The organism is Paenibacillus rhizolycopersici, assembly GCF_014947195.2.
Classification (GTDB): domain Bacteria; phylum Bacillota; class Bacilli; order Paenibacillales; family Paenibacillaceae; genus Fontibacillus; species Fontibacillus rhizolycopersici.
Genome location: NZ_JADCNN020000001.1, coordinates 60,567 through 82,246, shown reverse-complemented (window position 1 = coordinate 82,246; position 21,680 = coordinate 60,567). Strand labels below are relative to the sequence as shown.

The window sequence follows — 21,680 nt, the reverse complement described above, 5'->3', positions numbered from 1 at the left end:
GAGTGAAGTTCTTAAGAATTACGCATGATGATGGATTCCAGCATGTTGGCTACCTTTTCGCAGGCATCCGTTGTCGTTTCCAATCGTTCGTAGATCTCTTTCTTCTTGATTAGCACGATTGGATCGGTCACCTTCATGAACAGTTCCTTAATGCAGATGCGCAGCAACTCATCGCCTTGATTCTCCAGATCGTTCAGACGGATCGTATATTCACGAATCGCAAGCAGCTTTTTCTGGGAAAGCAAATGGATCGCCTTTTGGATTTCATATGCCGAATTGCGCAGAATTTCCGCGAACCGGGCGATATATTCGTCAGGCTCGGTCAAATGATACATGAAGAATCGAGAAGTCGAAGCTTCCAACCCGTCAATCACATCGTCCAGCGCCGTGATTAGATGCATGATGTCGTCCCGTTCAATGGGGGTAATGAACGTTTTGTTCAATTCTACGATGATTCTATGGGTGTATTCATCGCATTTGGATTCGTATTCCTTCATCTTCTTGGCGAACGCTTCAACGTCCTTGAATTCCGCCACTTGCTGGGCAAAATAATCAGCCGAATGCACGATCGTATCCGCCATATCCTCTAACGTCTGGAAAAAGATATCTTTCTTCTTCACTCGCATCAGTATCCCCTTTTCTCTCCATAAGGTATTTCTTACGGTCGTTTATAGAGTTGTTCAAAAGTCATCTTTCCATGACGAAGCAGAGCTTGTGAAGTGGATTCGACATCGAATCTTGAATTCAGCCGGTCCAAGCGGATGCTTCCGAAGTATGTTTCCTGCGGAAACATTTCAGTTGCTCACGTACCCAAAACGTACGCTCCGCTACTCACTCCCTAGCTTCATCCAACCTTCTCGGTCCTGAAAACCTGACTTTTTGAACATGCACTTTTACACAACCTTGAATATCTTATCACAACTGCTTAACAGATAGGAAATAATGTCGCAAACATTTCACGATCATGTGCTTATAATTCCCCTTATTCTGTCAGAGTTATCCTTCCATCGCCTTAAAAATACAAGATCTGCCTTTCCCGCCTTTACTCCGCCTTAACATGACTGGAGAAATCCGGGGTATTCGGTACGACGTGGATGAATGTCTTGCCCGGCACCATCGGCAGCTCCACGTTATCTTTGATGAAGCGGATGATGTCGCCGTCCTTGCGGATCCATTCGGCCCGAGTTACTTTGCCTTGCTGGAACAACATCGCTTCTCCGCCAAGCGACAGTCCGACATCTAACCGGCCAACGTCGTCCAACACCTGATGATCCGCCCCCATGACAATCACGTTCGCGGCAGTTATTTGCTCTCCGCTCTCCAGATCGGTATGCGGCTCGCCATTGATGGACCGTTTATACTGCCCGGTCGCGGCATCGTATAAGTAACTTACCCGGTAATTGTCCAGTTGAAATTTAATCTCCACGTTGTTGACCGTCTCCAGGGAATTCGGTTGTTCGTTCTCCTTATAAAAAGTGTACGCAGGTACTGCCGTCTCCTCCGTCGCATACCCGCGCTTAGCGGCTCCTTCCATGAGCTTCTCCACGTTGGAATACAAATTATGCGGCGCCTTCCGGGACTTGTCCCGCCAGAAGAAAGAGCCCGCATTCGTGATCTCGTCCAGATCCTCCTTGTGTTGTCTTTGCAGGATCGCATAGGCGTCATTGCTTGCTCCGGCATGCACCAGCACGCCGTGGTAGCTTTCGCCCAAATCGATCATATAAGGGCGGATGCTGCGAATCGGACCGATCTTGGCATTGTCGGCCTGACTGTGGAAGATCGATATCAGCCGCGTGACCCCGCCTTCGGCCAGTACCTCGTAGACGACGTCCGCATCGATCAAGCCCGATTGCGGGCGGGCAGCCGGCGCATTGTTGATCATGATGGCGAGCGGTCTGCGAGTGAGCGGCTCCTCCAGCGGAAGCCCGGTCAGCGGGGCGGTATAAGCGGGAATCGCCGGTTCGGGCGGCAGGGTCTCCTCCGGGACCGCCGTTTGCGGCGGAGCGATGCCGTCCGCAGGAGGGACCGTTTCCCCGCTCTTCCCGCAGGCGGAGAGCAAAACGACGAGCAGCAATATGAGCAGCAGCCAACTTAACTTCGATGATTTCAAAGGCATATCCTCCGTCATAATTCCTGAGTTTTCTACATTATACGTTGAATCGCCAATTTGAGGGAAGCCAGAACCTCACGAAGGTAATCTTATGGTTAAAATTTAAAATAATAATTGAATGTTTTAAATTTTGATCCTAATATAAATACTATAAGGATAGGAGAAAATTTCCACGAAAAAGAACGAACACTGTCACCGCCTATAGCGGAAAGGAGATGTAGATATGATCGTAAAATGGTTAAGGGAGAATACGATTGCTTCTGTGCTGCTCTTGCTGGTAAGACTTTACGTCGGTTATGAATGGCTGACCTCGGGATGGGGGAAAGTGACCGGCGGTTTTGATGCTGCTGGATTCCTGACGGGAGCCTTGGCGAAGAGCGGCGGTGAACACCCGGCCGTGTCGAGCTGGTGGGCTTCGTTCCTTGAACACTTTGCCGTACCGAACGTCGGCTTGTTTAATATCTTGGTACCTTATGGCGAGGTACTCGTCGGACTAGGCCTCATCCTCGGCACCTTTACTTGGCTGGCTGCCTTCTTCGGCATGGTCATGAATTTTGCCTTTTTGTTCTCGGGCACGGTGAGCTCGAACCCGCTGCTGCTGCTGCTCCAAATCTTTATCGTCGTGGCCGGTTCGAATGCCGGGCGGATCGGTTTGGACTACTTCATCCAGCCTTACTTTCGTAAGAATTTCGGACGACGGCGTTAACCTCGTTCCAGCCAGAAAAAAGCGCAGACCCCAAACCTTGGGTTCTGCGCTTGATTTATTTAGACCGGTTTCTTCGTTAGCCGGAAGAAGTTTTCCATCCATTAACTGCCGCCGAACCTCCAGCAGTTTAAGCTAAGGCTGCCGTACTGATAATCCTGAAACAGCTTCACAGCCTGACGCTCGTCGTCCGCAGCCCCCATGGCGTACAGCAACGGCGCGAAATGCTCTCGTCCGTAAGTCGGTATCGCCATTCGCACATGCGGAGCTTTACGATCATAATCAAATAACTGACGCAAGTCCCAGCTCTGAAGCTGCTGACCCACCCAATCGTCGAATTCAACCGCCCAGGCTTCTGGTTCCCGCGCTTCCCAATCCAATAGGCGAAGATTGTGAACCAATCCGCCGCTGCCGATGACGAGTATATTCTGATGCCGTAGCTCGGCCAGCATCTTGCCGATGGCATATTGTTCTTCAGGTTCGCGTTTGGCGTCCACGGATAGCGCTACTACCGGGATCTCAGCAGACGGAAATAACAGCTGCAAGACAACCCAGGCCCCATGGTCGAGTCCTCTACCCTCCGAAGGCTTATACGGCAAGTTGTGCGCTCGAAAGATCGCCTCAATTTCTTCACTCAGCTCGGGACTGCCCGGAGCCGGATATTCGATCGCATACATTTCTTCCGGAAAACCGTAGAAATCATGCATCGTCGTATGCCTCGTGTCGGTCGTGACCCCTTGTACTGGATCATCCCAGTGAGCTGAGAAAATCACAACGGCTTTGGGGAGCTCCAGCGTTTTTTGACCCAACTGACGAAGAAATTCCGTATACGCGTTTTGCTCAATGGCCAAAGTAGGCGATCCGTGTGCAATAAACAATGCAGGCTGAGACATCAGCTCCCAAACCTCCCTACGCCAAAAAATGGTTACATCTTCATTGTATCCATCCCGGAAGGATTTTACCAGTTTTTGTGTATCCGAGTCGGGTGCATGCCTTCTCCCCCAGCTAACTTATATCATCCAATGCTGCCATTCGGTTTGCTTGGCTTCCAGACCACCGAGCCATTCCTTCGTCTTCCGGATCACTTGATGCTGGTGCTCGCCGGACGAGAACGTGTGATTGCCCTGGAAAATAATCTCTTTATCGCAGCGCCCCTCCGGCCGCATCCAGAACACCTTCTGATACAAGAAGGCGTAATCTGCCGGAATCGTATCATCCGAAGTCCCATGCACCACAAATACGTCGCCGTTGAATTTCACAGCTTCCTGGAACGGCTGAAACTCGCCAAGCGAATCGAAGAAATTTGGCGTCAAACCAAACCCCAAATAATCCGCGGCCCCGTGCTTCACCGCCCGGTCATAGAGCTCGCGCCCGGTGATTTTGACGATATCGCTGAACGGATAGCCAACGGCCGACCAGAGGACAAGGTTCTTCACGCGCCGGTCGCGGTTCGCGGTCAAGAGTGCGATCATCCCGCCGAGGCTATGCCCGATTAGCGTCACCCGAGTCGGATCGATATCGAAAGCCCCGAGACCATAGTCCAGTACCGTCCGGGTCTGGGCGATCATCGATTCAACGCCGTGCTCGCCGTAATTCCCGCTGCTCTCGCCGCAGCCGAGGTAATCGAAACGAAGTACAAGGAATCCGTCTGCCGCCAGTTCCCTTGCGGTCTTGACGAATAGACGATCGACGCCGATGCGACTGCCTACGAATCCGTGGCAGATGACGACTAGGGGAGCGCGGTTGCAGCGCCCCCCTTGTTTGTTCTCGGCCGGGTAATGTATGCTGGCCGCAAGCTGTTCTTCTCCATGATTGATGACGATCTGTCTTTCCATATCCCCGTCTCCTCCCCGTACTCCGGCAATGAATCGTATAGTTTAGTATTCCAGTAAAATCCGATAAGTTTAATGTGATTTAAGCTTATCTTATCATTACCGGAACCGGAGTGTCAATCGGATCGCCAACGGGATGCACTAATCCCTATTCATAAGATTGACGGAAATAAGAATGGGTCGTGACCCGGCCCTCCCAGTCTTTCATAAATTGGTGATTGCCCATATGACCTTCGTCGCAGGCCTCGTCATCTCCACACAACATGTCGCCATCCTCGGCGGTATCATTCGTCACGACTTCTTCCAGGCTGCCCCGAGAGTTGCTGTTCAGCAAATACCTCCGGGTCAGCTCCGATTCATATTTTCCCACTGGCTCTGCCTCCCGCAACTGATAAATGTACAGGCCGCTTCATGGCAACAGTTCTCACCTTTTTCGCCGACACCTGCCGTTGTACTTATGCTGTAGTTTTTGGAGGATCGGACGCTTTTTATTCCTTGTTCAAGGAATGTTCATAATCCATTAGTTCTGTTCCACTGCCGATTCAGCCCTGCCATGGTCCCTTGCGAATCGGACAAACTATGCAGTATACTACGGAAGAAACTGGGAGGAGAGATACTACCATGTATATCCACGAAATGATCGGCGAGACAAAACGGTTGCGGCAGCAAATGACGCCGGATAACGAAGCGTATTTCGGGGAGATGGTCTTGTACTTCCGTTCCGGCGCAAGCTCGCTTACTGAAGCCAAAGGGGAAGAGATCCTGCTGGACCTGGCCCGGCAAATCGTCAAGAACCAAGCCAAGGGAGTCTCGGCGACAGAACTTTTCGGAGCCGATCCGAAGGCGTATTGCGCGGAGATGGAAGAGGATGTGCAGAGACGGAAGCCCCGGACCCTGAAGGACAAAATCAAATATTATACGATGATTCCCTGGGTAGCCTTGACCTGGGTCTTCTTTATTTATATGATCACCGGTTTTTTCAGCAAATGGTTTGGCGGAGAACTGGAATATACGCAGATCAGCAGCTCCTCGCTGCTGATCATCGCCGGCTTGTCGATCGTGCTCATCGAACTGGTCACCCGCTTCTTGGGCAACAGCTCCAAAGCCGCGGACGGCAAGGAGGAATCCGGAACACCGGGAACTGGACCCTCCTCCGGTCCCGGCGGATTCAATCTCCGGGCATTCGGTACTTATATCGCGGTAGCCGCCGTGCTGATCATCGTTGGCACCTTGTTGAACCGGATCATGCCAGCCTTCACCGTATCCCCTTGGGATAGCCTGATCGTATTTGTAGTTGGATTGGCCGGGCAAATCTTCTTCTTCGGACGCCGCTCGAAGAGTTAATCCATTCAAAAAACCGCAGAGTCCGCCCCCTTCAAGGAAGGAAGGCGCGACCTCTGCGGTTTTTTCGTGAGATCTTAGATTTGGACCCGTTTACGGAGCAGATAAGAGATGACGTAAATCATCAGGCCAGCCAGAACAACCTCGAACAGGAGCGGACCGAGAGACATGAAGTTCACCGCTTCCGCGGTTCCCGTACGGATCTCCTCCGAGGTTCCAATACGAATCGTTCCGTAATTCAGCATTGTGGTATCATTCCCTCCAAAGAGCAGGCTTTCCAGCCAAGAGATCCCGTTTTGGATCAAGAAAAAGGAGATAATGCCGACCCATGTTCCAGCTTTGCCCTGAATGCTCACGCTGGCGCCAATCGTGATGGAGATAAAAATCGTTAGGATCAGCAGCGTATACACCCAGATGATACTTAAGACCATCAAGATCACGTCCTTCACGCCAACCAACTCAATGCTCACGAAATCGATGGGAACCTGAGCCAGCGAAAGATACAACGCCGCATGTGCCCCGATAATGACCACGATCATCAGCGCCACAAGCCAGCTGAACAGCAGCGAGGACAAGATCGTCCAGATGGGATGCAGCGGGAGCAACCGACGATGATACGCCTTAATGCTGCTTGCGAACGTTTTGCATGCCTGGACGATCATGATGATTGCGGCCGTAAGATAAAGCACGATGGTTAAGACGAAGATGGCTTCTGGATCCCAATGGCGAAGATTACCCGCAATCGATAGCAAGCCTTGCACGATCACCAAGACAGCGGCCAGCCCCAACAAGGTATTGGCATTTTGCTTGATATCGTACTTCAATAGTTTCATCATTCTGCAAACACCTCTCTGAACATGTCATCGACGCTTTTGCCATATTGGATCCGCAAGTTCTCCACTTCCTCCTGCATGACAACCTCGCCGCCCCGGATAAAAATCACCTCATCGAAAATCCGCTCGATATCCCGCACTAGGTGGGTGGAAATTACCAGGCTGCTCTCCTCATTATAGAACTCCACGATGGCGTCCAAAATTTTGGCCCTGGCCACCGGGTCCACCCCGCCGATCGGTTCGTCGAGCAAATACAGTTTCGCATTTCTCGACAACGTCAGCGTCAGTTGAAGCCGCTCGTTCATACCCTTGGATAGGGCGTTGATCTTTTCCTTCTCATGCAAGTTCATGAAGTCCAGCATCATACGAGCCTTCTGCTCATCGAAATCCGGGTAGAAATCCCGGTAAAATCCCACGGCGTCCCGTACTTTCATCCAGGATTCCGTTAGAGGACGATCGGGCATAAATGACACCAGCGATTTGGTCGCTAACCCTACGGGGGTTCCGTCTACCGTGATTTTACCGCCAGAGGGGTGGATCAGGCCGGCGGCGATTTTCATCAACGTGCTTTTTCCGCTGCCGTTCGTGCCGAGCAGGCCGACGATCTTCCCTTTACCGATGCTGAAGGACACCCCGTGCAACGCTTTTTTGCTGCCGTACGATTTCGATACGCCTTGCACTTCCAATAATTGTTCCATTGCTGGTTGCCCTCCTCCCTAGTGTTGATCGTCCGATTTCATAGCGTCAGCGACCAGCGCTGCAATATCTTGATTGGTAAAACCCAGCTCCTGCATTCCCCCAATAAAACGGTCAAGCAGTTCCCCGGCCATTTCTTTTTTAATATTCATAATTTTCGATTCCTCACTTGTCACGTATCTTCCGAGTCCCCGTTTCGTTTCCACGACGGTTTCACGCTCCAATTCCTGAAAAGTCCGCTGCACGGTATTCGGGTTGATCTGCAGCTCAGCTGCAAGTTCGCGTACGGATGGGATTTTATCGCCGGCCTTCAATCTACCGGTGACGATTTCTCTTTTTAAATAGTTCATAATTTGCAGATAGATCGGCAGATTATTGTCAAATTCGATGCTCACCTTTCATGGCTCCTTTCCGCCGGATGTCGCTAACGTGAATCATTCGGTCAAGCGACATCTCGTTTTTTAAACGTAACAAAGCTGACTGCGAGAAACAAGACTAAATAAGCGGCGATCACCACGGAGGAAAAGGTCAACGTCATGCCGGGCATCGGTGGATTCCCATTCGTGTAAACCGACAAATCGGCGTTAGCAAAGATCAAGTATTTTGCGAACTCATATCTCGAAAGCAAGACGACAACCAATTCCTCCAGGACAACGAGGAACATCCCGATGCCGATCGTCGCTCCCGATGAACGCGTTAAGATGCTGGCAAGGAAAGCGATCGTAACATAGACGAGCGTATAAATGACTTGATATAAGGCTCCGCTTAGGACATCGTTCCAGCTGGTCTCCTGCGAACCGCCGAATCCGAAAACCAGCCCTCCGCCGAGCAAAGCTGCCGCAAGCGTAAAGACGAAGATCGAGAAAATAAACAACAGCACGGCTACGTATTTGGAGGCTAAAATCCGGCTGCGGCTTTGCGAGCGGATCAGCAGCAGCTTGATGGTTCCGAGACTGTGCTCCTTCGCCACGATGCCCGCCGTACAGATGATAACCAGCAAAGTAAGCATTTGACCTAAACCGTTTCTGGATATCGCCATCCCGGCAAATTCAAGGAACGACGGCAACTGATCCGAGTAATTGTACATCATATATAGCATCCCGGCGATAAACGCGGCAATTAGTACATAGGGGACTAGAAAGCTGCGTTTCTTGGACATCTTCAGCCATTCGTTAACGACAAGATTGGTAAAACTACGCAATTTGGTTTCCTCCCGTCCATTTCAGGAATTCATCTTCCAGCGACGCTTTGACTTCCTCGATCCGGTAAATCGCGATCCCTTCGCTGCCCAGCGCGCCAACTACGCGCGGAATGTAACTGTCGCGAACCGAGATCGTCACCTCTCCCCGTTCCGGAGATACTCCCATCATACGGATTTCTTCCATCCGAACGAGTCTAGCCTTCGCGGCTTCCGTATCGCCGACCCGGAACGTCACGTTCACCCGTTCCTCCGCCTTCTCCGCTGCTTCGCCGAGAGTACGTTCAGTCACGAGCTTCCCTTCCTGAATGACGACCACGCGGCTGCACATCAGCTCCATCTCCGCCAGCAAGTGGCTGGACACGAGGACGGCAATGCCCTCCTCGGAGGCGATGCGCTTGAGATAGTCACGCATTTCCCGGATCCCCGCGGGATCCAGTCCGTTCGTCGGCTCATCGAGAATCAGGATCGACGGACGATGCAGCAAGGCCTGCGCGATGCCGAGCCGTTGACGCATGCCTAGCGAGTAAGCCTTCACGCGTTTGTTCATCGCCTTCTCCAAGCCGACCAGTCGGGTAACCTCTTGAATCCGCTCTTCCGTGATCCCTTCGCTCATCCGCTGATATTGCTTCAGATTGTCGTACCCCGTCATATACGGGTAGAACTCCGGATTCTCAATGATCGCGCCAACGTGGGCGATCGCTTTGGCGAAATGCTGCCGGACGCTGACGCCCTTCACTTGGACATCGCCCTCCGTCATGCCGATCAGGCCGACGATCATGCGGATCGTTGTTGTTTTCCCGGCCCCGTTTGGTCCCAACAAACCCACGATTTCTCCCCGTCGAATATCAAAAGACAGCTTATCGACGATCGGTTTGCTGCCGATTCTTTTCGTAACCTGCTTTACTGATAACACGACCGGTTCCCGCCCCGGCAGGTTACCCGCCGCGTCTAAGCCAGGCACGGTGTTTTCCATATGCTGAAACTGCGCGTTCATTTCATTCACTCCTTCAATGTATCGGTGTCATAGTTAAATAGTACACTAGTGTGTTGGTATTGTAAAGCCTAATTTCAAAAATATTCAGGGCGAGCCTCTGATTCGGTAATCTCCGTCAACGCTAACGGAACGTCGTGACGTTATTTTCAATTTCCCGCGTGGTTTCCCAAGCTAACGGAACGAGGTGACCTTATGGGGTACAAAACCGTCATAACCACCGCGATTCGAACCATATAACGCCTCTCAGTTCCGTTAGAAATTGGTGAGGGCTTTTTCCTCGCAAAATAAGGTCTCTACGTTCCGTTATACACGAAGCTGCACACCAAAAAAGCCCTCCTCGACTTCTGTCGAAGAGGGCTTCTCGCCATACTATTTTTTGCTAAAACTCAAATCAGCAAATTAAACAAATTCAAATCCCGGTTGAGCTCGGTATAGGCGATCCCTTTGGCGGACATGCGGCCAACCAGCCCTTCGTAATCCGCTTTGTCGCTCAGCTCGATGCCCACCAAAGCGGGACCGTTCTCCTTATTATGCTTCTTGGTATACTCGAACCGCGCAATGTCGTCGTTGGGACCCAGCACCTCTTCAAGGAACTCGCGCAGCGCTCCGGCACGTTGCGGGAAGTTGATCAGGAAGTAGTGCTTCAACCCTTCGTAAATCAACGAACGTTCCTTCATCTCCTGCATCCGGTCGATGTCGTTGTTACCTCCGCTGATCACGCAAACGACCGTCTTCCCACGAATCTGATCGCGGTACATATCCAGCGCGGAAACCGGCAACGCCCCGGCCGGCTCCACGACGATGGCGCTGTCATTGTACAGCTCCAGAATCGTTGTGCATGCTTTGCCCTCCGGTACTTGGACGATGTCATCCAGAATATCCGCGCAAATTTCGTAATTCAAGTCGCCAACCCGTTTGACCGCGGCTCCGTCGACGAACTTATCGATCGACTCCAGCGTCACCACTTGCTTCTGCTTCAAAGCTTCCGTCATGGAAGCCGCACCGGACGGTTCAACCCCGATGACCTTCGTCTCCGGGCTAACCGTCTTGAAATACGTTCCTACACCGGATACCAACCCGCCGCCGCCAATGGTCACAAAGACGTAATCAGCCGGTGCCGTCAAACTTTCCATAATCTCCATACCAATCGTCCCGTTCCCCGCGACGATCTTCGGATCGTCAAACGGATGAATGAACGTCATGCCGCCTTCCCGGCAAGCTTTCATCGCCTCCGCATAGGCATCATCGTAAGTGTCGCCGATCAGAACGACCTCCACATGTTCCCCGCCAAATCGTTTGACTTGCTTGACCTTCTGGTTCGGCGTCGTGCTTGGCATATAGATCTTCCCTTGAATCCCTAGCGCGTTGCAAGAAAATGCCACGCCCTGCGCATGGTTACCGGCGCTCGCGCATACGATACCCTTCTCCAGATCCTCGGGCTGCAGGCTGCGAATCATGTTATACGCCCCACGGATTTTGAAGGAGCGAACAACCTGCAGATCCTCTCTTTTTAGATAAACGCTGCATTCGTATTTGGCTGATAAGGTCGCATCGAGCTGAAGCGGCGTCCGGATCACCACTTCCTTCAGTATGTGATGCGCTTTGACGATGTCTTCCATGCCTACCGTTTGTCGTTCCGCCTGATTCATCTATTTCTCCTCGCTTTAACTCAGTTCTCTCATTCTATTAAAGTTACACCTGAAACCGCCTCCGGTTCAAGTTATTTTGCACGGCGGCAGGCAAACGCCCCTCCAACGGGAAACATCCCGCTTTGGAAGGGCGCCTGGTTAACCTTCTTTTTTCGCTTTTTTGTGTAATAAGCGGTCATCGGTATGGCCTTTGGAGTTTTTCTCTTGGGAGAGCTCGCTCAGTTCCCATTCCATCGTGCCGTACACCGGGTCGGAAGGGAATTCCTCGCCCTTTTGCAAATATTCCTCGCGTCCCAGTTCGTCCCGGTATACGCCGTCGACTTCCACTTCTTCGCGTGAAACCGGTAGCATTTCCTTCATTTTATCGCTCATGGTGATGCCGCCTCCCGATAGAGAATTGCGGGGAATCCGTTGATCTATCCCCAATATCCCTTAACATGCACGAATCGGAAGCGGATTATCCTTGTCTGGCACCCTAGCTAATGATCTAAACCAATGCCTTCGCAGCGATGTCCGTACGTTGATGCCTGCCTTCGAACGCGATAGATCCTGCCGCTTCGTACGCTTTGTCCCGGGCCTCAGCAATCGTCTTGCCGAGACCCACAACGCCAAGTACGCGTCCGCCGTTCGTGACCAGTTCGCCGCCCTTCCCCCTAGCCGTTCCGGCATGGAACACCAGCGCACCCGCAGCCCCCGCCTCGTCTAGACCCCGGATCGGCAAACCTTTCGGATACGAAGCCGGATAACCGCCGGAAGCCAACACGACGCAAACCGCCGCCTCGTCGCTCCACTCGATCTCCGCTTGATCCAACGTCCCGTTTACGGCTGCCAGAAAAATGTCGAGCAGATCGCTTTTCAACCGGGGCAAGACCACCTGGGTCTCCGGATCGCCAAATCGAGCGTTAAACTCGATCGTCTTCGGTTTACCGTCCGGCGCGATCATTAAGCCGGCGAACAATACGCCGCGGAACGGCCGTCCTTCGGCAACCATTGCCTTGGCGGTCGGCTTGATGATCGTTTCAATTGCCTCTTCAATGATCGAATCCGCGATATGCGGTAGTGGGGAATAAGTACCCATACCGCCGGTATTCGGACCTTTGTCGCCGTCATACACCTGCTTGTGATCCTGCGCCGCGGCCATGGGGCGGACCGTTTCCCCATCGACAAACGACAGGATCGACATTTCCTGCCCTTCGAGGAATTCCTCGATCACGACCTGGCTGCCGGATTCGCCAAACACTTTGTCGATCATGATGCTCTTCAGCGCCGTTTCCGCTTCGTCGCGGGTAAAAGCAACCGTCACACCTTTACCTGCCGCAAGCCCGTCGGCCTTGATGACGATCGGCACCGGGCGGCTTTGGAGATAAGCTAGAGCCTGCTCGTAATTGTCGAACTTCTCGTAGGCGGCGGTAGGGATGTTATATTTTTTCAGCAGATCCTTCATAAAAGTCTTGCTGCCTTCGATATGCGCGGCATTTTTGCGCGGACCAAAGACCGGGATCTTCTTGGCCTCAAACACGTCCACAATCCCGTCCGCAAGCGGATCGTCCGGACCGACGACGACCAGGCCAATCCGCTTCTCTTCAGCAAAAGCGGCCAGCTTGTCGAATTCATTCACTTGAATCGGTACCAGCTCAGCCAGTTCCCCGATGCCCGCGTTTCCTGGGGCGCAATAAATCGTCCCGGCCTTCGGGCTTTTCGCCAAGCTCCAGCAAATCGCGTGCTCGCGCCCTCCGGCGCCAATCACCAAAATATCCATAGTCTCCTCCTTCGTTTCAGGGATCTCCATTGAATGGTTGTTAACCTAAATCTGCTGTAGGTAACTAGTTCGAGGTCATCTGTGCTAATGAACGATCCTCTCGCCTGCCACCTAGGTCCGCAGACCAAACTAACTGGAAATTCTACCGTTAATTTGGCATCCTACCCGCATCTGAGCACAATTAACTGGAAAATGTGCCGCTAAATTATGCCTTTGACCAGGTTGGCGGCCTTTTCGCTCAAATTAACGGCAGGTTTTATAGCTAATTCGGCTAATCCCCGCATTATCTCAGCATTAACGGTAGGTTTTACCGGTAAATTGTTTGCGTCAGAACGTTGGGCAGATTGCATGTCACCACGCAGCCATTGCCCCTCGGCTTGCCGCCAGCGTCGGCCTGTCAGCCTAGCCCGTCAGTGCTCTTCTACAGCATCCTCACCGCGAACCCGCGAAAAACGGCAGGCCGCCGCAGCGGTCTGCCGTCTGACTCCGGCTTAGTGTTTGAAATGGCGCACGCCGGTGAAGACCATCGCGATCCCGTATTCGTTCGCGACTTTAATCGACTCCTCATCCTTCACGGAGCCGCCCGGCTGGATGATCGCGGTAACTCCGGCCTTGGCGGCCGCCTCTACCGTGTCGCCCATCGGGAAGAAGGCATCCGAGGCTAGAACGCTGCCCTTCACCTTGTCGCCCGCTTGCTCGATCGCGATCTTGGCCGCACCCACGCGGTTCATCTGCCCCGCGCCGACGCCAACCGTCATATCGTCCTTTGCTAACACGATCGCATTAGACTTCACATGCTTAACGACTTTCCAGCCGAACAGCAGTTGCTTCAACTCCGCATCGGTAGGCTTACGGTCGGTCACGACCGTCAAGTCAGACTCCTTCAGCGAATGCACATCGCTTTCCTGCACGATCATGCCGCCATCGATCGAGGTGACAACGAACTGGCTGCTGCGGCTCGCGCCCAGCTCCAGGCCACCCAGCTTCAACAGGCGGATATTCTTCTTCTTCGTAAGGATCTCCAGCGCTTCATCCGTAAAGCCCGGCGCCAAAATAATCTCCAAGAAGATTTCCTTCAATAGCATCGCCGTATCAGCATCAATGATGCGATTGGCCGCAACAATTCCGCCGAAGATCGACACCGGATCGGCTTCGTACGCTTTTTGGTAGGCTTCGAGCACACTCGCGCCAACTCCGACGCCGCAAGGATTCATATGCTTGACGGCCACGACTGCCGGCTCCTCGAATTCCTTGACGATTTGCAGTGCCGCGTTAGCATCGTTGATGTTATTGTAGGAGAGCTCTTTCCCGTGCAGTTGCTCTGCTCCGGTCAAGGTGTCGGCCGCCGCCAGCGGTTTGCGGTAAAATGCCGCTTTTTGATGCGGATTCTCGCCATAACGCAGGTCTTGGATCTTTTCGTAGGTGACGGTATACCGTTCAGGCAACGGATCGCCATTTACCTTCGACAAATAGTCGGAAATCAGGGCATCATAAGCCGCCGTGTGGCGGAAAACTTTGGCCGCAAGCCGTTTGCGCGTCTCAAGCGTTGTATCGCCGCCTGCACGCACCTCATCCAACACCGTCCCATAGTCGGCGGCGTCGACAACAACGCTGACGAACGCATGGTTTTTCGCGGCAGAACGAAGCATCGTGGGGCCGCCGATGTCGATATTTTCGATCGCGTCTTCATAAGAGACGTCCGGCTTGGCGATGGTTTCCTGGAATGGATACAGGTTCACGACCACCAGGTCGATATAATCCAGTCCCAACTCCTTCATCTGCGCTTGGTGTTCCTCGCTGTCGCGAACTGCCAGCAGCCCGCTATGAACCGCAGGATGCAGCGTTTTGACACGTCCGTCGAGGATTTCTGGGAACCCGGTTACGTCGGAGATGCCGATGACCGGCACTCCCTCTTTCGCCAGCAGGTTTTTTGTGCCCCCTGTCGAAATGATTTCCACACCTAGCTGCGACAGCTCGCGGCAAAAATCCACGATGCCCGTTTTATCCGACACGCTCACGAGCGCTCTTTTTATACTCACAATCGGCTCCTCCTTTATTTTGGCGAATCATGCCCCCGATATTTCTCGGGAAATATCGAAACCTCTCCACATGTTCCTTAAGCGATCCATTTCCTCCGAAAATCCTGCAATCAAGCGTGTTCAAAAGGTTTCTATTCCGACAGAATGGTGACTTTTCTGCCTTCCAACCGCACTTGGTTTGTAGCAAACCACGACACGACCTGCGGATATAAGCGTTGTTCCGCGTCATGGATTTTCGCTTCGAGCGAATCCAGCGTATCGTCTGGTGTAATATCCACCGCCGTTTGCGCAATCACCGCCCCGGTATCCATTCCGCCATCAACCAAATGCACCGTAACTCCTGTCACTTTCACGCCGTATTCCCAAGCCTGACCAATTGCGTCTTTCCCCGGAAAAGCAGGCAACAAAGACGGATGGATATTAATCATCCTGCCGGCATAAGGCTCTACCAACACAGAGGTAAGCAGCCGCATATAACCAGCCAGCACCACCAAATCGACGCCGCGCTTTTCCAGCTCGGCGGCGATTTCCGCTTCATAATCCTCGCGACGCGCGTACGACTTCGGGTTAAACAGATAGCATTCGACGCCAGCCCGGCGAGCCCGTTCGACGACGAAGGCTTGCGGCTTGTCGCAAACGAGCAGCACAATTTCGGCATCCAGATCCCCCGTCCGCGAAGCGTCCAGCAAGTTTTGAAAATTGCTGCCCTGCCCCGAGGCAAACACGGCGATCCGATACTTGGCGCCCATTAGACGTCCGCCCCCGCAAAAGTCACTACCCTTTGTCCCTCGGTCGCTTTACCGATGACGTAAGGCGTTTCGCCTGCTTGCTGTAGCGCTGCGATCGCTTGCTCCACCTGATCCTCAGCCACGACAATCACTAACCCAATTCCCATGTTGAACGTCGTGAACATATCCCGAGGACTGACGTTCCCCTGCTTTTGCAGCAAGTCGAAAATCGGCAAAATCGGCCAAGACCCATAGGCGATCTCCACGTCTACCCCTTCCGGCAGCACGCGTGGGATGTTTTCGATGAATCCGCCACCTGTAATGTGAGCCATGCCCTTCACGTCCACCTGCTCTAGCAACGATAACACCGGCTTGACGTACAGCTTGGTTGGCGTCAGCAGCACATCGCCCAGCACCTCACCATCCAGTTCAGGGAGTTTGTCTGTCAATGCGTAGCCCGCTTCTTCCAGCAGGAGCTTTCGGACGAGCGAAAACCCGTTGCTATGCACCCCGCTGGACGCAAGTCCAATGACCGTGTCGCCGGGAGCGATGCGGCTGCCGTTCACGATTTTGCTCTTGTCGACGACGCCGACGGTAAAACCGGCAATGTCGTATTCGCCTTCGCTATACATTCCCGGCATTTCGGCCGTCTCTCCGCCGATTAACGCGCAGCCCGATTGGCTGCAGCCTTCTGCGATACCCGCGACGATCGCCTCGATTTTCTCCGGTACGACCTTATCGCATGCCAGATAATCAAGGAAAAAGAGCGGTTCTGCCCCCTGCACCACGATATCGTTCACGCACATGGCCACCGCGTCGATGCCGATCGTATCGTGCTTATCCATGGCAAAGGCGATTTTCAACTTCGTGCCTACGCCATCCGTTCCCGAGACGAGAACCGGCTCCGCGTATTTGTCCTTATTCAGTCCGAACAAAGCGCCAAAGCCGCCCAAGTCGGTCATCACTTCCGGACGGAACGTCCGTTTGACGTGTTTTTTCATCCGCTCAACCGCTTCATTCCCGGCCGCGATATCAACGCCGGCTTTCTTGTATGCTTCAGACACGAGAGGGACCCACTCCTTTGGATTAGAGGTAGTTCAAAAAGTCATCTTTCGATCACGAAGTAAGTCAGTGAAGGTTATTCGGCGTCGAATCTTGAATTCAGCCGGGCCTTCCGTTGCTCACGTAGCCTCTGGCTACGCTGCGCTACTCAGCCCCTAGCTTCATCCAACCTTCTTGGTGCTCCAAACCTGACTTTTTGAACATGTATTAATCAAACAATTAATAACATGAACCGTGAGATATGCACGAAAAATCGAATACAATTCGTAGATTCAGTAAAATGCAACATCGAAACGCTCCATTGCCTTCAGCCGCAACCCACAAATAGCAGCACTCAGCTTAGGCTTCCACCCACTAGCATGTGCAGCCAAACTTCTCTTCCCCGTCGAAATCCGTCCGGGTTGGATAATCGTTGTCAAAACAAGCCATGCAGAGGCCGCCTTTATAATCCTTGGCGTTCTCTCCACCTACCGCCTGGATCAGCCCCTGTGGGCTTAGAAACTCCAGCGAATCCGCATGGATCTCCCGGCAAATTTCTTCCACCGTTTTGTACGAGGCGATCAACTCGCCGCGGTCCGGCGTATCAATGCCGTAGAAGCATGGGTTCTTGAACGGTGGCGAGGTAATGCGAACATGCACCTCTGTCGCACCGGCTTCGCGCAGCAGATTAACGATCCGCCGCGAGGTCGTGCCTCGAACGATCGAGTCGTCGATCATCACCACGCGTTTGCCCTCCACGACACGGCGCACCGCGCTCAGCTTCATCTTCACGCCTTGCTCGCGCAGCTCCTGACTCGGCTGGATGAACGTACGACCGGTATATTTATTTTTGATCAGGCCCAGCTCGTAAGGGATGCCGGTCTGCTCCGCATAGCCGATGGCAGCGGAAATGCTGGAGTCCGGAACGCCGGTCACGACATCCGCGTCGACGAACGACTCCTGCGCCATCACCTGCCCCATCCGCTTGCGGCTGGCATGCAGGTTCGAGCCGTTCATGTCGCTGTCCGGACGCGCGAAGTAAATGTACTCCATCGCGCAAAGCGCCTTGCGGGCCGGCTCGGCGTAACGCTCCTCGCGAAGGCCGTCCCGGTCCAGCACCAGCATTTCGCCCGGCTGGATTTCGCGAAGCGTCTCCGCGCCGACGACCTCGAACGCGCACGTCTCGGACGAGAACAGGTACGCATCGCCGAGCCGTCCCATGACAAGCGGACGCAAGCCGTTCGGATCGCTGGCGGCGATCAGCTTATCGTTGGTCAGCAGCAGGAAGGCGAAGCCTCCAACCAGTTGACCCAACGCGTCCTTCGCCGCTTCGACGAAATCCTTCGGCGAGCGGGCGATCAAGTGCGCGATCACTTCCGTATCGCTTGTCGTTTGGAAGATCGAGCCGCTTTGTTCGAGCTGGCGGCGGATTTTCGGCGCATTCACGATATTGCCGTTGGTTGCTACCGCCAAATCGCCGTCGCGGTATTTGAAAATCAGCGGCTGCGCGTTCGTCAACTTGCTGTCCCCGCTCGTCGAATAGCGGACATGGCCGATCGAACGGTCGCCTCGCAACGAGGTCAACTTATCGCGGTCGAACACTTCCTTAACGAGTCCCATGCTGCGGTGATAATTGAAGTCCGCCCCGTCGGTCGTGCAAATTCCCGCGCTTTCCTCACCCCGATGCTGCAACGCGTGCAGTCCGTAGTAGGACAGGGAAGCCGCTTCGGCATGGCCGAATACGCCAAACACGCCGCATTCCTCGCGCAACGTATCGAACGGATCCGCGTGCCCTGCCCCTTCGTTATAGTAGTCTCCGGTCCAAAGTCTCTGCGCTGGCATCATTGCATCAGACATGGAATGACATCCTCCCAGACGCGTTTCAACTGCTCCACCGGTTTGCTCAGAACCTCCGTCCCATTGACGGACACGCTCAGTTCCGAACCTTCCACGACCCCGATCCGCGCTGTAGGCACGCCGCGTTCCGCGAGCAGCTTCTCCAGCGTCTCCGCCTTCTCCGGCGAAGCTGACAGCAGAATCCGCGACTGCGATTCGCTGAACAACGCAAAATCGGAACGCAGCTCGCTCGCGACGTCAACCTTGGCGCCGATTCCGCCGCTCATGCACGATTCAGCCAAGGCAACGGCGAGGCCGCCTTCGGACAAGTCGTGAGCCGAACGCACGAGCCCGCCTTGGATCGCCGCAAGCACTGCGCCAAGCAGTTTTTTCTCCACATCCAAATCAAGTTGCGGCGGTCGTCCTTCCACGACACCATGCACGATGGCTTGCAGCTCGCTGCCGCCCAGCTCCGCTTTCGTCTCGCCCAAGAGGAACACGACATCCCCAGCCGCTTTGAATCCTTGCGTCGTAATATGATCCGTATCATGCACCAGGCCGACCATCCCCACGACCGGCGTCGGGTAAATCGCGCCTTTGGCGTTCTCGTTGTACAAGCTGACGTTCCCGCCGATGACCGGCGTATCGAGCACGCGGCAAGCTTCCGCCATTCCGTCAACCGACCGTTCCATCTGCCAGAAAATATCCGGCTTCTCCGGGCTGCCGAAATTCAGGTTGTCGGTAATCGCCAGCGGCTCCGCCCCGGAGCAGACGATGTTGCGCGCTGCTTCGCTGACCGCGATCCGCCCGCCAACTTCCGGATCCAAGTACACGAACCGTCCGTTGCAGTCGGTCGTCATAGCCAGCGCCTTACGCGTGCCATGAACCGTCACCACCGCAGCATCCGAACCCGGACGAACAGCCGTACTCGTACGCACCATGTAATCGTATTGGTTGTATACCCACGCTTTGCTCGCGACGGAAGGCGATGCCAGCACTTGCTCCAGCGCCGCTCCCAAATCGCGCACCTCTTCGTAGCGGGTTGTATCTACCGATGCGTTTTGTTCATAATAAGCCGGCACTTCCGACGGCTTGTTGTAGATCGGACATTCATCCACGAGCGCCGTAACCGGCATGTCGCCAACCAAATCTCCGTGATGGAACAGCTTCAGACGTCCATCGTCCGTGACTTTGCCGACTTTTGCACAGATGACTCCCCAACGCTCAAAAATCTCCCGCGCCTGCGTCTCATCCTTCGGCTCAACGACGAACAACATCCGCTCCTGCGATTCCGATAACATCATTTCGTAGGCAGTCATGCCTTGCTCACGCTGCGGGACCTGATCGAGATACAGTTCGAGACCATTCCCGGCTTTGCTGGCCATTTCCGCGCTGGAACAGGTCAACCCCGCCGCACCCATGTCCTGGATGCCCAGTACGATGCCCGTGTCTATCAATTCGAGGCAGGCTTCCATCACGAGCTTCTCCATGAATGGATCGCCGACCTGCACCGCCGTCCGCTTCGCTTCGGATTCCTCCGTCAACTCCTCCGAGGCGAACGTAGCGCCATGAATGCCATCGCGGCCGGTTGGAGGACCCACGTAAAACACCGGGTTACCTACGCCCTTAGCGACACCGCGTTGGATTTTGTCATGATCAATCAGTCCCACGCACATTGCGTTGACCAGCGGATTGCCGTCATAGCTCTCATCAAACACTACTTCTCCGCCGACCGTCGGAATCCCGATGCAGTTCCCGTACCCCGCGATCCCGGACACCACATGCTCAAACAAATACTTCACCCGGTCGCTTTCCAGCTTGCCGAATCGGAGTGAGTTCAGCAGGGCAATCGGTCTGGATCCCATGGAAAAAATATCGCGAATAATCCCGCCCACGCCCGTCGCCGCGCCTTGGTACGGCTCCACCGCCGAGGGGTGATTATGGCTTTCGATCTTGAATACAACCGCTTGGTTGTCGCCGATATCGACGATCCCAGCGCCTTCGCCCGGCCCCATCAGCACGCGTGGACCGCTGGTGGGAAACCGCCGCAGCAGCGGCTTCGAATTTTTGTAGGCACAGTGTTCGGACCACATGACGCTAAACACGCCGATTTCCGTATAATTCGGCTTGCGCCCGAGGAACCCGCAAATCAGTTCGTATTCGCTGTCGGAAACGCCCATCTGTTTGTAAATTTTCTGCTCCGCAATTTGTTCTGCATTTGGTTCCTTAGCGGACACTTGCTGACTCATGCCGATCCCTCCAAGCTTTCAAAATGGATGTAAACATCTTCTTGCCGTCCTCAGAACCAAGCAAGGAGCTTACCGCCCGCTCCGGATGCGGCATCATGCCGACGACGTTTCCGCGTTCGTTGGAGATGCCGGCGATATCGTCCACCGAGCCGTTCGGATTTTGAACGTATCGGAATATAATCTGATTGTTCCGTTTCAACTGCTCTAGCGTTGCTTCATCGCAATAATAGTTGCCTTCACCGTGCGCGATCGGAATCGTGATTACATCGCCCGGTGCATATAGCGAAGTAAACGGATTATCGTTGTTCTCCACGCGCAGCTCGGTGTCATGACAACGGAATTTTAAAGACTCATTGCGGCGCAACGTACCCGGAAGCAGACCGGCTTCCGTCAGGATCTGGAATCCGTTGCAGATGCCCAGCACATATTTACCTTCCTCCGCGGCCTTGGCCACTTCCGCCATCACCGGCGCAAAGCGGGAAATCGCCCCGCACCGCAAATAGTCGCCGTAAGAGAACCCGCCGGGTACCAGAATGCAGTCGTAAGCGGACAAATCGGTGGCCGTGTGCCACACATAGTCGACCGGTTCACCCAGCGACTCTTCCACCGCTTTGTAACAGTCGATATCACAGTTGGAACCGGGGAATACGAGTACCGCGAATTTCATGG

Annotated in this window: 21 protein-coding genes; 2 read left to right on the top strand and 19 right to left on the bottom strand. The window is 53.9% G+C overall.

Going from position 1 to position 21,680, the window contains the following annotated elements:
• Nucleotides 1-11: 11 nt before the first annotated feature.
• Together IM700_RS00390 and IM700_RS00385 are read right to left on the bottom strand one after the other, a co-directional pair.
• Nucleotides 12-626: a DUF47 domain-containing protein gene (locus IM700_RS00390; protein WP_193415726.1), complete on the bottom strand. Its 615-nt coding sequence runs from the start codon at nucleotides 624-626 to the stop codon at nucleotides 12-14.
• Between the two features lie 416 nt (nucleotides 627-1,042).
• Nucleotides 1,043-2,116 (bottom strand): DUF3048 domain-containing protein, encoded by a 1,074-nt coding sequence (locus IM700_RS00385; protein ID WP_193415727.1) that lies wholly within the window; start codon nucleotides 2,114-2,116, stop codon nucleotides 1,043-1,045.
• A gap of 217 nt (nucleotides 2,117-2,333) precedes the next feature.
• On the opposite strand from IM700_RS00385, the gene IM700_RS00380 reads away from it, so the two are divergent.
• Nucleotides 2,334-2,816 carry a DoxX family protein gene (locus IM700_RS00380; RefSeq protein ID WP_193415728.1) on the top strand — a complete coding sequence of 161 codons (483 nt, stop codon included), beginning with the start codon at nucleotides 2,334-2,336 and terminating at the stop codon, nucleotides 2,814-2,816.
• Nucleotides 2,817-2,917: 101 nt separating this feature from the next.
• Here the strand turns inward: IM700_RS00380 and IM700_RS00375 are convergent, their stop codons facing one another.
• The 3 genes from IM700_RS00375 to IM700_RS00365 all read right to left on the bottom strand — a co-directional run bounded on the left by IM700_RS00375 (nucleotide 2,918) and on the right by IM700_RS00365 (nucleotide 5,015).
• Nucleotides 2,918-3,706 carry a DODA-type extradiol aromatic ring-opening family dioxygenase gene (locus IM700_RS00375; RefSeq protein WP_193415729.1) on the bottom strand — a complete coding sequence of 263 codons (789 nt, stop codon included), beginning with the start codon at nucleotides 3,704-3,706 and terminating at the stop codon, nucleotides 2,918-2,920.
• Nucleotides 3,707-3,823: 117 nt separating this feature from the next.
• Nucleotides 3,824-4,648 (bottom strand): alpha/beta hydrolase, encoded by an 825-nt coding sequence (locus IM700_RS00370; RefSeq protein ID WP_193415730.1) that lies wholly within the window; start codon nucleotides 4,646-4,648, stop codon nucleotides 3,824-3,826.
• Nucleotides 4,649-4,793: 145 nt separating this feature from the next.
• Nucleotides 4,794-5,015, bottom strand: a complete 222-nt coding sequence (locus IM700_RS00365) for a hypothetical protein (RefSeq protein ID WP_193415731.1) — start codon at nucleotides 5,013-5,015, stop codon at nucleotides 4,794-4,796.
• A gap of 251 nt (nucleotides 5,016-5,266) precedes the next feature.
• Between IM700_RS00365 and IM700_RS00360 the strand changes: the two genes are divergently transcribed.
• On the top strand, nucleotides 5,267-5,989 hold the full coding sequence (locus IM700_RS00360; protein ID WP_193415732.1) for a DUF1129 family protein: 723 nt from the start codon (nucleotides 5,267-5,269) through the stop codon (nucleotides 5,987-5,989).
• 74 nt (nucleotides 5,990-6,063) lie between these two features.
• Here IM700_RS00360 and IM700_RS00355 read toward each other — a convergent pair whose 3' ends face one another.
• From IM700_RS00355 to purQ, 14 genes are all read right to left on the bottom strand, one after another.
• Nucleotides 6,064-6,822 carry a hypothetical protein gene (locus IM700_RS00355; protein ID WP_155606676.1) on the bottom strand — a complete coding sequence of 253 codons (759 nt, stop codon included), beginning with the start codon at nucleotides 6,820-6,822 and terminating at the stop codon, nucleotides 6,064-6,066.
• Nucleotides 6,819-7,517, bottom strand: a complete 699-nt coding sequence (locus IM700_RS00350; RefSeq protein WP_155606677.1) for an ABC transporter ATP-binding protein — start codon at nucleotides 7,515-7,517, stop codon at nucleotides 6,819-6,821. Before IM700_RS00350 ends, IM700_RS00355 begins: the two co-directional genes overlap by 4 nt.
• Nucleotides 7,518-7,535: 18 nt before the next feature.
• Nucleotides 7,536-7,910, bottom strand: a complete 375-nt coding sequence (locus IM700_RS00345) for a GntR family transcriptional regulator (protein ID WP_193415733.1) — start codon at nucleotides 7,908-7,910, stop codon at nucleotides 7,536-7,538.
• 47 nt (nucleotides 7,911-7,957) lie between these two features.
• Nucleotides 7,958-8,716, bottom strand: coding sequence for an ABC transporter permease (locus IM700_RS00340; protein WP_193415734.1), 759 nt, complete (start codon nucleotides 8,714-8,716; stop codon nucleotides 7,958-7,960).
• On the bottom strand, nucleotides 8,709-9,689 hold the full coding sequence (locus tag IM700_RS00335) for an ABC transporter ATP-binding protein (RefSeq protein WP_418888758.1): 981 nt from the start codon (nucleotides 9,687-9,689) through the stop codon (nucleotides 8,709-8,711). Before IM700_RS00335 ends, IM700_RS00340 begins: the two co-directional genes overlap by 8 nt.
• A gap of 407 nt (nucleotides 9,690-10,096) precedes the next feature.
• Nucleotides 10,097-11,359 carry a threonine ammonia-lyase IlvA gene (gene ilvA / locus IM700_RS00330; protein ID WP_193415736.1) on the bottom strand — a complete coding sequence of 421 codons (1,263 nt, stop codon included), beginning with the start codon at nucleotides 11,357-11,359 and terminating at the stop codon, nucleotides 10,097-10,099.
• A 138-nt stretch (nucleotides 11,360-11,497) separates the two neighbouring features.
• Nucleotides 11,498-11,731: a hypothetical protein gene (locus IM700_RS00325; RefSeq protein WP_155606681.1), complete on the bottom strand. Its 234-nt coding sequence runs from the start codon at nucleotides 11,729-11,731 to the stop codon at nucleotides 11,498-11,500.
• 115 nt (nucleotides 11,732-11,846) lie between these two features.
• On the bottom strand, nucleotides 11,847-13,118 hold the full coding sequence (gene purD, locus IM700_RS00320) for a phosphoribosylamine--glycine ligase (protein ID WP_193415737.1): 1,272 nt from the start codon (nucleotides 13,116-13,118) through the stop codon (nucleotides 11,847-11,849).
• A 491-nt stretch (nucleotides 13,119-13,609) separates the two neighbouring features.
• Nucleotides 13,610-15,157 (bottom strand): bifunctional phosphoribosylaminoimidazolecarboxamide formyltransferase/IMP cyclohydrolase, encoded by a 1,548-nt coding sequence (gene purH, locus IM700_RS00315; protein ID WP_193415739.1) that lies wholly within the window; start codon nucleotides 15,155-15,157, stop codon nucleotides 13,610-13,612.
• A gap of 131 nt (nucleotides 15,158-15,288) precedes the next feature.
• The gene (gene purN / locus IM700_RS00310; protein WP_193415741.1) at nucleotides 15,289-15,906 is read right to left on the bottom strand and encodes a phosphoribosylglycinamide formyltransferase; all 618 of its coding nucleotides are present in this window, start codon (nucleotides 15,904-15,906) and stop codon (nucleotides 15,289-15,291) included.
• Nucleotides 15,906-16,949, bottom strand: coding sequence for a phosphoribosylformylglycinamidine cyclo-ligase (gene purM / locus IM700_RS00305; protein ID WP_193415743.1), 1,044 nt, complete (start codon nucleotides 16,947-16,949; stop codon nucleotides 15,906-15,908). Before purM ends, purN begins: the two co-directional genes overlap by 1 nt.
• 352 nt (nucleotides 16,950-17,301) lie before the next feature.
• On the bottom strand, nucleotides 17,302-18,783 hold the full coding sequence (gene purF, locus IM700_RS00300) for an amidophosphoribosyltransferase (RefSeq protein ID WP_193415744.1): 1,482 nt from the start codon (nucleotides 18,781-18,783) through the stop codon (nucleotides 17,302-17,304).
• A complete protein-coding gene (gene purL, locus IM700_RS00295; protein ID WP_193415746.1) occupies nucleotides 18,768-21,011 on the bottom strand; it encodes a phosphoribosylformylglycinamidine synthase subunit PurL in 2,244 nt (747 codons plus the stop codon). Before purL ends, purF begins: the two co-directional genes overlap by 16 nt.
• Complete coding sequence (purQ, locus tag IM700_RS00290) at nucleotides 20,989-21,678, bottom strand: phosphoribosylformylglycinamidine synthase subunit PurQ (protein ID WP_155606686.1); 690 nt, start codon at nucleotides 21,676-21,678, stop codon at nucleotides 20,989-20,991. Before purQ ends, purL begins: the two co-directional genes overlap by 23 nt.
• Nucleotides 21,679-21,680: the final 2 nt, after the last annotated feature.